Below are 9,177 nucleotides of genomic sequence, written 5' to 3' on the forward strand. Positions count from 1 at the left end.
GTGGCCGCCGCGCGGGCGGCGGCGCGGACCAGGGCCGGCCCCCGATAGATGAAGCCGGTGTAGAGCTGCACCAGAGCGGCGCCGGCGTCGACCATCCGCGCCGCGTCGTCCGGGTCCAGCACCCCGCCGACGCCGATGATCGGCAGGGCGCCGGCGGTCTCCCGATGGACGAACGCGACTACGTCCCGGGCGCGGCCGGTCAGCGGCCGGCCGGACAGGCCACCGGTCTCGGCGCCGCGTTCGGCGTCGGCCGGGGCCAGGCCGTCGCGGGCCAGGGTGGTGTTGGTCGCGATCACCCCGGCGGCGCCCCGGGCCAGGCACACCTCCAGCAGCTCGGCGATCGCCGCCTCGGTGAGATCCGGTGCGATCTTGACCAGCACCGGCTTCTCCCCCACCAGCGCGGCCAGCAGGGCGTCCAGATGCGCGCGGTCCTGCAACGAGCGCAGGCCCGGGGTGTTCGGCGAGGACACGTTGACCGCGAAGTAGTCGCCGTGCCCACGCAGCGCCCGGTACGAGGCGAGGTAGTCCTCGACCGCCTCGTCGAGCGGGGTCACCTTGGACTTGCCCAGCGAGATCCCCAGCGGCACCCCGATGGGGCGCGGCAGCGCGTCCAGCCGGGCGGCCAGCGCGGCCGCCCCGGCGTTGTTGAAGCCCATCCGGTTGACCACGGCCTCGCTGGCCGGCAGCCGGAACAGCCGCGGCCGGGGGTTGCCCGGCTGGGCGTGCGCCGTCACGGTGCCGACCTCGACGAAGCCGAAGCCGAGCGCCGGCCAGGCCGCCAGCGCGGCGCCGTCCTTGTCCATGCCGGCGGCCAGCCCGACCGGGTTGGGGAATCGCACGCCGAACACCGTGCGCGGCGCCTGGACGGCGTAGCGGGCCCGCAGGGCCGCCAACGCCACCGGACGCCGCGACAGCCCGGCCAACCGCCGCAGCGTCCACTCGTGCGCGGCCTCGGCGTCGCCACCGCCGAGGCGGAACAACCCCGGCCGCACGACCCGCTCGAACAGGGTCACTGGGCCGCCCGGAGGGTGGCGTGCAGGTCCTGCAGGGGGCGGACCTGCATGTCGCCCCGGATCCGCGCCTCGATGCCCATGACCGCCGCCGCGGCGCCCGGAACAGTGGTGATGCAGGGGATGTCGGCGGTGACGGCGGCGCTGCGAATCTCGTAGCCGTCCGAGCGGGCGCTCGCGCCGGAGCCCTGCGGGGTGTTGACCACCAGGGCCACGTCGCCACCGAGGATCAGCGACACCGCGTCCTCCCCCTCGCCGGCCTCGTAGTGCTTGCGGATCTGCTCGCAGGCGATCCCGTGCCGGCGCAGCACCTCGGCCGTGCCGGTGGTGGCGACGATCTCGAAGCCCAGGTCGGCCAGCCGCTTGATCGGGAAGATCATGCCGCGCTTGTCCCGGTTGGCCACCGACACGAAGATCTTCCCGGCGGTCGGCAGCGACCCGTACGCGGCGGACTGGCTCTTGGCGAAGGCGTGCCCGAAGTTGGTGTCGATGCCCATCACCTCGCCGGTCGACTTCATCTCCGGGCCGAGCAGCGAGTCGATCCCCTTGCCGGCCCGGGTCCGGAAGCGCTTGAACGGCAGCACCGCCTCCTTGACCGCGATCGGCGCGTCGGCGGGCATCGTGCCGCCGTCGCCCGTCGCCGGGAGCAGGCCCTCGGCGCGCAGCTCGGCGATGGTCGCGCCGAGCGCGATCCGGGCGGCCGCCTTGGCCAGCGGAACGGCCGTCGCCTTCGAGACGAACGGCACGGTCCGCGACGCGCGCGGGTTGGCCTCCAGGACGTAGAGCACGTCGTCCTTGAGCGCGTACTGCACGTTGAGCAGACCGCGCACGCCGACACCGCGGGCGATCGCCTCGGTGTAGCGGCGGACCTCGGCCAGGTGCGACCCCGCGAGGGTGATCGGCGGCAGCGCGCAGGACGAGTCGCCGGAGTGGATCCCGGCCTCCTCGATGTGCTCCATCACGCCACCGATGTAGACCGCGCCGTCGGCGTCGCACAGGGCGTCCACGTCGATCTCGATGGCGTCGTCGAGGAACCGGTCCACCAGCACCGGATGGTCGCCGGAGATGTCGGTGGCCCGACCGATGTAGTCGCGCAGCGTCGGGTCGTCGTAGACGATCTCCATGCCCCGCCCGCCCAGCACGTACGACGGTCGGACCAGCACCGGGTAGCCGATCTCGTCGGCGATCGTCTTGGCCTCGTCGTAGGACGTGGCCATGCCGTGCGCCGGCGCGCGCAGCCCGGCACGGGCCAGCACCGCGCCGAACGCGCCCCGCTCCTCGGCCAGGTGGATCGACTCCGGGGAGGTGCCGACGATCGGCACCCCGGCGTTCTTGAGCCGCTGCGCCAACCCCAGCGGGGTCTGCCCGCCGAGCTGCACGACCACGCCGACCACACCCGGCCCGCCGGCCGCCCGGCCGGAGGAGTCCTCCGCGTGCCAGACCTCCAGGACGTCCTCGAAGGTCAGCGGTTCGAAGTAGAGCCGGTCGGCGGTGTCGTAGTCGGTGGAGACCGTCTCGGGGTTGCAGTTGACCATGACGGTCTCGTAACCGGCCGACCGCAGCGCCTGCACCGCGTGCACGCACGAGTAGTCGAACTCGATGCCCTGCCCGATCCGGTTCGGGCCGGAGCCCAGGATCAGCACCTTCGGCCGGCCCGACGGCACGACCTCGGTCTCCAGGTCGTAGGTGGAGTAGTGGTAGGGGGTGGTGGCCTCGAACTCGGCCGCGCAGGTGTCCACGGTCTTGTAGACCGGGCGCACGTCGAGGCGGTGGCGCAGGGTCCGTACGCCGTCCTCGGCCGCCAGCTCCGGACGCAGCGCGGCGAGCTGCCGGTCGGACAGGCCGGCCCGCTTGGCGCGACGCAGCAGCTCGACGTCGAGCACCGGCGCGTCGACGATCTCGGCGCGCAGCTCGATCAGCGCGGCGATCTGGTCCAGGAACCAGGGGTCGATCCCGCCGGACGCCTCGGCGACCTCGGCGATCGACGCGCCGAGACGCAGCGCCCGCTCCACCGTGTAGAGCCGGCCGTCGTGCGGGATGCGCAACGCGGTGAGGGTGTTCTCCCGCGTCGCGTCGGCCGGGTCGGGCTGCGTCCAGAAGCCGGCGGCCTTGGTTTCCATCGAGCGCATCGCCTTGTTCAGCGCCTCGGTGAAGTTGCGCCCGAGGCTCATCGCCTCGCCCACCGACTTCATGGTGGTGGTCAGTTCCGGGTCCGCGCCGGGGAACTTCTCGAACGCGAACCGGGGGATCTTCACCACCACGTAGTCGAGGGTCGGCTCGAACGCCGCCGGGGTCTTCAGGGTGATGTCGTTGGGGATCTCGTCGAGCGTGTAGCCGATGGCCAGCTTCGCGGCGATCTTCGCGATCGGGAAGCCGGTCGCCTTGGACGCCAGCGCCGAGGAGCGCGACACCCGGGGGTTCATCTCGATCACGACGATCCGGCCGTCGACCGGGTTGACCGCGAACTGGATGTTGCAGCCGCCGGTGTCCACCCCGACCTCGCGCAGCACCGCGATGCCCAGGTCGCGCAGGCGCTGGTACTCCCGGTCGGTGAGCGTCATGGCCGGGGCCACGGTGACGCTGTCGCCGGTGTGCACGCCCATCGGGTCCAGGTTCTCGATCGAGCAGACGACCACCACGTTGTCGTGCCGGTCGCGCATCAGCTCCAGCTCGTACTCCTTCCAGCCGAGCACGCTCTCCTCGATGAGCACCTCGTGCACCGGACTGGCGGTCAGGCCGTCGCCGGCGATGCGGGCCAGGTCCTCCGGGGTGTGCGCCATGCCGGAGCCCAGGCCACCCATGGTGAACGACGGCCGGATCACCACCGGCAGGCCCAGCTCGGCGACTGTCGCCTCGACCTCGTCCATGGAGTGGCACACCCGGGAGCGGGGCACCAGCCCGGCCGGGTCGTCGACGCCCAGGCGTACGCCGGCCTTCGCCACGATCTCCTTGAACAGCTGGCGGTCCTCGCCCCGGTTGATGGCGTCGATGTTCGCGCCGATCAGCTCGACGCCGTACTTGTCCAGGACGCCGGCCTCGTGCAGGGCGACGGCCGTGTTCAGCGCGGTCTGGCCGCCGAGGGTGGCCAGGATCGCGTCCGGGCGCTCCTTGGCGATGACCAGCTCCACGAACTCCGGGGTGATCGGCTCGACGTACGTGGCGTCGGCGAACTCGGGGTCCGTCATGATCGTGGCGGGGTTGGAGTTGACCAGGCTGACCCGGATGCCCTCGCTGCGCAGCACCCGGCACGCCTGCGTGCCGGAGTAGTCGAACTCGCAGGCCTGCCCGATGACGATCGGCCCGGAGCCGATCACGAGGATGTGCTTGAGATCGGTCCGCTTAGGCATTGCTGCGCCCCTTGCTGTGGGTCCGGCCTTCGATCAGTTCCGCGAAACGGTCGAAGAGGTAGTCGGCGTCGTGCGGGCCGGCCGCCGCCTCCGGGTGGTACTGCACGGTGAAGGCGGGGACGTCCACGGCCCGCAGCCCCTCGACCACGTTGTCATTGAGGCAGACGTGCGACACCCGCACCCCGCCGAAGTCGGTGTCGATCACCTGGTCGGGAACCACCGCGCCCGACCCCGCACCGGGCACCCGGACCGCGAAGCCGTGGTTGTGACTGGTCACCTCCACCTTGCCGGTGGCCCGGTCGAGCACCGGCTGGTTGATCCCCCGGTGGCCGTAGCCCAGCTTGTAGGTGCCGAAGCCGAGCGCCCGGCCGAGGATCTGGCTGCCGAAGCAGATGCCGAACAGCGGCACCTCCCGCCGCAGCGCCTCCCGGGCCAGCGCCACCGGGCCGTCGGCCGTCGCCGGGTCGCCGGGGCCGGGCGACAGGAAGACCGCGTCGGCGCCGGTGGCCAGCAGGTCCTCGATGCTCGACGAGGCCGGCAACACGTGGGTGGTCACCCCGCGCGCGGCCAGTCGGCGCGGCACGTTGCGCTTGATGCCCAGGTCCAGCGCCGCCACGGTGAACCGGTGCTCGCCGAGCGCCTCGACGACGTACGGCTGGGCGGTGGTCACCTCGGCGGACAGGTCCGCGCCGACCATCTGCGGGGACTGCCGGACCCGGGCCAGCAGGCTCTGCGGGTCCTTCTCCACGCTGGAGATGCCCACCCGCATGGCGCCCCGCTCGCGCAGGTGCCGGGTCAACGCCCGGGTGTCCACACCGCTGATGCCCACCACACCCTCGGTGGCGAGGCGGTCCTCCAGGCTGCCGGTGGCCCGCCAGTTCGAGCCGATCCGGGCCGGGTCGCGGACGACGTAGCCGGCCACCCAGATCCGGCCGGACTCGTCGTCCTCGCCGTTGACGCCGGTGTTGCCGATGTGCGGCGCGGTCTGCACCACCACCTGCCGGTGGTAGGACGGATCGGTAAGCGTCTCCTGGTAACCGGTCATGCCGGTGTTGAAGACCGCCTCGCCGAAGGTCTCACCGACGCTGCCGTACGCCTCGCCGGGGAACGTGCGCCCGTCCTCGAGGACGAGGATCGCGGAACGTCTACGGGTCACTTGACTGCCTTTCCGTCCAGGACCGTCGGCTCGCCGCGCAGGAAGGTCGCCACGATGCGACCCGGCAGCGTCATGCGGGCGTACGGGGTGTTGCGACTGCGACTGGCCAGTTCCGCCGGCTCGATGGTGCGGCGGGCGGCCGGGTCGATCAGGGTCAGGTTGGCCGGCACACCGGGCGCCGGGTCGACGCCGTGCCCGGTCAGCCCCGCGATCCGGGCGGGGGTGCGCGACATCCGCTCGGCGATCAGGTCCCACTCGGGGCCGAGCACGTCGAGCGCGATGGACAGGGCCGTCTCCAGGCCGAGCATCCCCGGCCGGGCGTACGCCCACTCGCACTCCTTGTCCTCCACGGCGTGCGGGGCGTGGTCGGTGGCGATGATGTCGATGACGCCGTCGGCGAGCGCGGACCGCAGGGCGGTGATGTCCGCGGCCGTGCGCAGCGGCGGGTTCACCTTGAAGACCGGGTCGTAGGTCGCCGCCCGCTCGTCGGTAAGCAGCAGGTGGTGCGGGGTGACCTCGGCGGTGACGCGTACGCCACGGGCCTTGGCCTGGCGCAGCACCTCGACGCTGCCGGCGGTGGAGACGTGGCAGACGTGCAGGCGGCTGCCCACGTGCTCGGCCAGCAGCACGTCCCGGGCGATGATCGCCTCCTCGGCGACCGCCGGCCAGCCGATCAGACCCAGCCGGGTGGAAACCTCACCCTCGTGCATCTGGGCGCCCTCGGTGAGGCGGGGCTCCTCGGCGTGCTGGGCGATGATCCCGTCGAACGCCTTGACGTACTCCAGGGCCCGGCGCATCAGCAACGGGTCGGCGACGCAGTGCCCGTCGTCGGAGAAGATCCGCACCCGGGCCGCGGAGTCGGCCATGGCGCCCAGCTCGGCCAGGCGCTCGCCGGCCAGCCCGACGGTGACCGCGCCGACCGGCTGCACGTCGACCAGAGCGGCCTCCCGGCCGAGCCGCCAGACCTGCTCGACCACGCCGGCGGTGTCCGCGACCGGCGAGGTGTTCGCCATCGCGCAGACCGCCGTGTAGCCGCCCAGCGCCGCCGCCCGGGACCCGGACTCGACGGTCTCGGCGTCCTCCCGGCCGGGCTCGCGCAGGTGGGTGTGCAGGTCGACCAGGCCCGGCAGGGCGACCAGCCCGGCGCCGTCGACCACCACGGCGTCCGGCGCGGACAGCCCCGGACCGACCTCGGCGACGACGCCGTCGCGGATCAGCAGGTCGGTCGGCGCGGCGCCGACGATGCTCACGCTGGTGATGAGGTACGCGGTCACCGGTTGTTCCCTCCGAGCAGCAGGTACAGAACAGCCATCCGCACGGAGACCCCGTTGGTGACCTGTTCGACGATGGTGGAGCGGGGTGAGTCGGCCACCTCGGGGGTGATCTCCATCCCCCGGTTCATCGGGCCCGGGTGCATGACGATCGCGTGCTCGGGCAGGCGGCGCATCCGCGGGCCGTCCAGCCCATAACGGCGGGAGTACTCGCGCGCGGAGGGGAAGTAGGAGTCCTTCATCCGCTCCCGCTGCACCCGCAGCATCATCACCACGTCGACGTCGGGCAGCACGGCGTCGAGGTCGTAGGACACGTCGGTGCCCGGGGCGAGCGCGCCGGCGATGTCGACGGGGATGAGGGTGGGCGGACCGACCAGGGTGACCTTCGCGCCGAGGGTGGACAGCAGCAGGACGTTGGAGCGGGCCACCCGCGAGTGCAGCACGTCGCCGACCACCGCGACCGACAGGCCGGCCAGCCGGCCCAGCCGGGCCCGCATGGTGTACGCGTCGAGCAGCGCCTGGGTGGGGTGCTCGTGGGTGCCGTCGCCGGCGTTGACCACCGACCCGTCCACCCAGTTGGCGAGCCGGTGCGGGGCGCCGGAGGCGGGGTGCCGCACGACCACCGCGTCGGCGCCCATCGCCTGCAGGGTCAGCGCGGTGTCCTTCAGGCTCTCGCCCTTGGCGACGCTGGACCCCTTCGCGGAAAAGTTGATCACGTCGGCGCTGAGCCGCTTCGCCGCCGCCTCGAACGAGATCCGGGTGCGGGTGGAGTCCTCGTAGAAGAGGTTCACCACCGTCCGGCCACGCAGCGCGGGCAGCTTCTTGATCTCGCGGCCGGCGACCGTGGCCATCTCGGCGGCGGTGTCCAGGATCTCGGTGGCGGTGTCGGCGTCCAGGTCCGCGCCGGAGAGCAGGTGCCTGATCATGAGGTGGTTCCCCCGTACAACTTGACCTCGTCGGCGCCGTCGGTCTCGGCGAGCGTCACCTTGACGCTCTCGGCGAGCGCCGTCGGGATGTTCTTGCCGACGTAGTCGGCGCGGATCGGCAACTCACGGTGGCCGCGGTCGACCAGGACGGCGAGCTGCACCGACGCCGGGCGGCCCACGTCGTTGAGCGCGTCGAGCGCGGCGCGCACGGTGCGCCCGGAGAAGAGCACGTCGTCGACGAGGATCACCCGCTTGCCGTCGATGCCGCCGCTGGGCACCTGGGTCGGGCCGATCGCGCGGGTCGCGTGCCGGCGCAGGTCGTCGCGGTAGAGCGTGATGTCGAGCACACCGACCGGGACGACGACGTCCTCGAAGGTGCTGATCCGGGAGGCGAGCCGCCGCGCGAGGGGCGCACCCCGGGTGGGAATCCCGAGCAACACGGTGTCGGCGGCGCCCTGGGTCTTCTCCAGGATCTGGTGGGCGATGCGGTCGACCACGCGCTGCACGTCGGCGCTGGCGAGGATCACCTTCACCGAGGGTTGTCGCGGTGGTGACGAGCGGGCAGCCGGTGGGTATGCCACGGCGGACCTCCTTCCCCGCCTCACGGGACGGGTCGTTAAAGGATGTCGGGCACCTCCGGCCGGCGAGCGCGAGCGAACCCGACCGAGGCTTCACGCCACGTTACCAGTGGTCACCGGGCCGACGGACGGCGGCCGCTGACCACCGGATCAGGCCGACGAAATGGGGATAACTCCCTCGGTGCTCCCCAACGGTAAGGTCACGACCACTTGACCACGTGTCGCATTCCCCGTACCGTCACGCTCCGTAGCGATCGACGGGAGAACCCCGAGCAGCACTGGGAGTGTCCGAATGCCCTCTGAATACGCCAAATCTCTGGGCGCACGCCTGCGCTCCATCCGCCAGCAGCAGGGCCTCTCCCTGCAGGGTGTGGAGGAGAAGTCGAACGGGCGGTGGAAGGCCGTGGTGGTCGGCTCGTACGAGCGTGGCGACCGGGCCGTGACGGTGTCCCGTCTGGCCGAGCTGGCCGAGTTCTACCGGGTCCCCGTCTCGGAACTGCTGCCGGACGGCAGCGGCGTCCGGCACGAGCCCACCAGCAAGATCGTTCTGGACCTGGAGCGGCTCTACGACGAGGCCTCCGAGGACCTGGCCTACGTCGCCCGCTACGCCCGCGCCATCCAGCAGCAGCGCGGTGACTACAACGGCCGGGTGCTCTCCATCCGCGCCGACGACCTGCGGGCGCTCGCGATCGTCTACGACGCCTCACCGTCGGGTCTGATCGAGCGGCTCACCGAGCACGGCGTGCTGGTGGCCGACCCCCGGGCGTTCTTCGCCTCCTGAGCTGTCGCTTCACCGAAAGAAGGGCCCGTGCCGGATGGCACAGGCCCTTCTCGGGGTACGGGGTACGCGGCCGCTCAGCGGGTGGCAGATAGGAAGAGAGGGGGGTGG

7 protein-coding genes are annotated in these 9,177 nt (G+C 72.2%); 1 reads left to right on the forward strand and 6 read right to left on the reverse strand.

The features are described 5' to 3' along the window. The 6 genes from ABZU46_RS29310 to pyrR form a co-directional block, all read right to left on the reverse strand. The coding region (locus ABZU46_RS29310; protein WP_354862810.1) for a quinone-dependent dihydroorotate dehydrogenase at positions 1-1,013 on the reverse strand (1,013 nt) is incomplete at its 3' end. Then, positions 1,010-4,357 carry a carbamoyl-phosphate synthase large subunit gene (carB, locus tag ABZU46_RS29315; RefSeq protein ID WP_354862812.1) on the reverse strand — a complete coding sequence of 1,116 codons (3,348 nt, stop codon included), beginning with the start codon at positions 4,355-4,357 and terminating at the stop codon, positions 1,010-1,012. The genes carB and ABZU46_RS29310, both read right to left, overlap by 4 nt. Continuing rightward, positions 4,350-5,513: a glutamine-hydrolyzing carbamoyl-phosphate synthase small subunit gene (gene carA / locus ABZU46_RS29320; protein ID WP_354862813.1), complete on the reverse strand. Its 1,164-nt coding sequence runs from the start codon at positions 5,511-5,513 to the stop codon at positions 4,350-4,352. Before carA ends, carB begins: the two co-directional genes overlap by 8 nt. Continuing rightward, positions 5,510-6,787, reverse strand: coding sequence for a dihydroorotase (locus tag ABZU46_RS29325; protein WP_354862815.1), 1,278 nt, complete (start codon positions 6,785-6,787; stop codon positions 5,510-5,512). Before ABZU46_RS29325 ends, carA begins: the two co-directional genes overlap by 4 nt. Beyond that, complete coding sequence (locus tag ABZU46_RS29330; RefSeq protein WP_007458351.1) at positions 6,784-7,710, reverse strand: aspartate carbamoyltransferase catalytic subunit; 927 nt, start codon at positions 7,708-7,710, stop codon at positions 6,784-6,786. Before ABZU46_RS29330 ends, ABZU46_RS29325 begins: the two co-directional genes overlap by 4 nt. Further along, complete coding sequence (gene pyrR, locus ABZU46_RS29335; protein ID WP_007458350.1) at positions 7,707-8,291, reverse strand: bifunctional pyr operon transcriptional regulator/uracil phosphoribosyltransferase PyrR; 585 nt, start codon at positions 8,289-8,291, stop codon at positions 7,707-7,709. The genes ABZU46_RS29330 and pyrR overlap by 4 nt, the downstream gene beginning before the upstream one ends. 289 nt (positions 8,292-8,580) lie before the next feature. Here pyrR and ABZU46_RS29340 point away from each other — a divergent pair, with 289 nt between their 5' ends. Continuing rightward, positions 8,581-9,069, forward strand: coding sequence for a transcriptional regulator (locus ABZU46_RS29340; protein ID WP_007458348.1), 489 nt, complete (start codon positions 8,581-8,583; stop codon positions 9,067-9,069). Positions 9,070-9,177: the final 108 nt, after the last annotated feature.

The sequence above is a fragment of the Micromonospora sp. NPDC005197 genome, assembly GCF_040608295.1.
GTDB lineage: Bacteria > Actinomycetota > Actinomycetes > Mycobacteriales > Micromonosporaceae > Micromonospora.

Excerpts from the sequence above, each read along its gene's own strand:
- carB (WP_354862812.1), bottom strand. The coding sequence starts at position 4,357 with ATGCCTAAGCGGACCGATCTCAAGCACATCCTCGTGATCGGCTCCGGG.
- ABZU46_RS29330 (WP_007458351.1), bottom strand. The coding sequence starts at position 7,710 with ATGATCAGGCACCTGCTCTCCGGCGCGGACCTGGACGCCGACACCGCC.
- ABZU46_RS29340 (WP_007458348.1), top strand. The coding sequence starts at position 8,581 with ATGCCCTCTGAATACGCCAAATCTCTGGGCGCACGCCTGCGCTCCATC.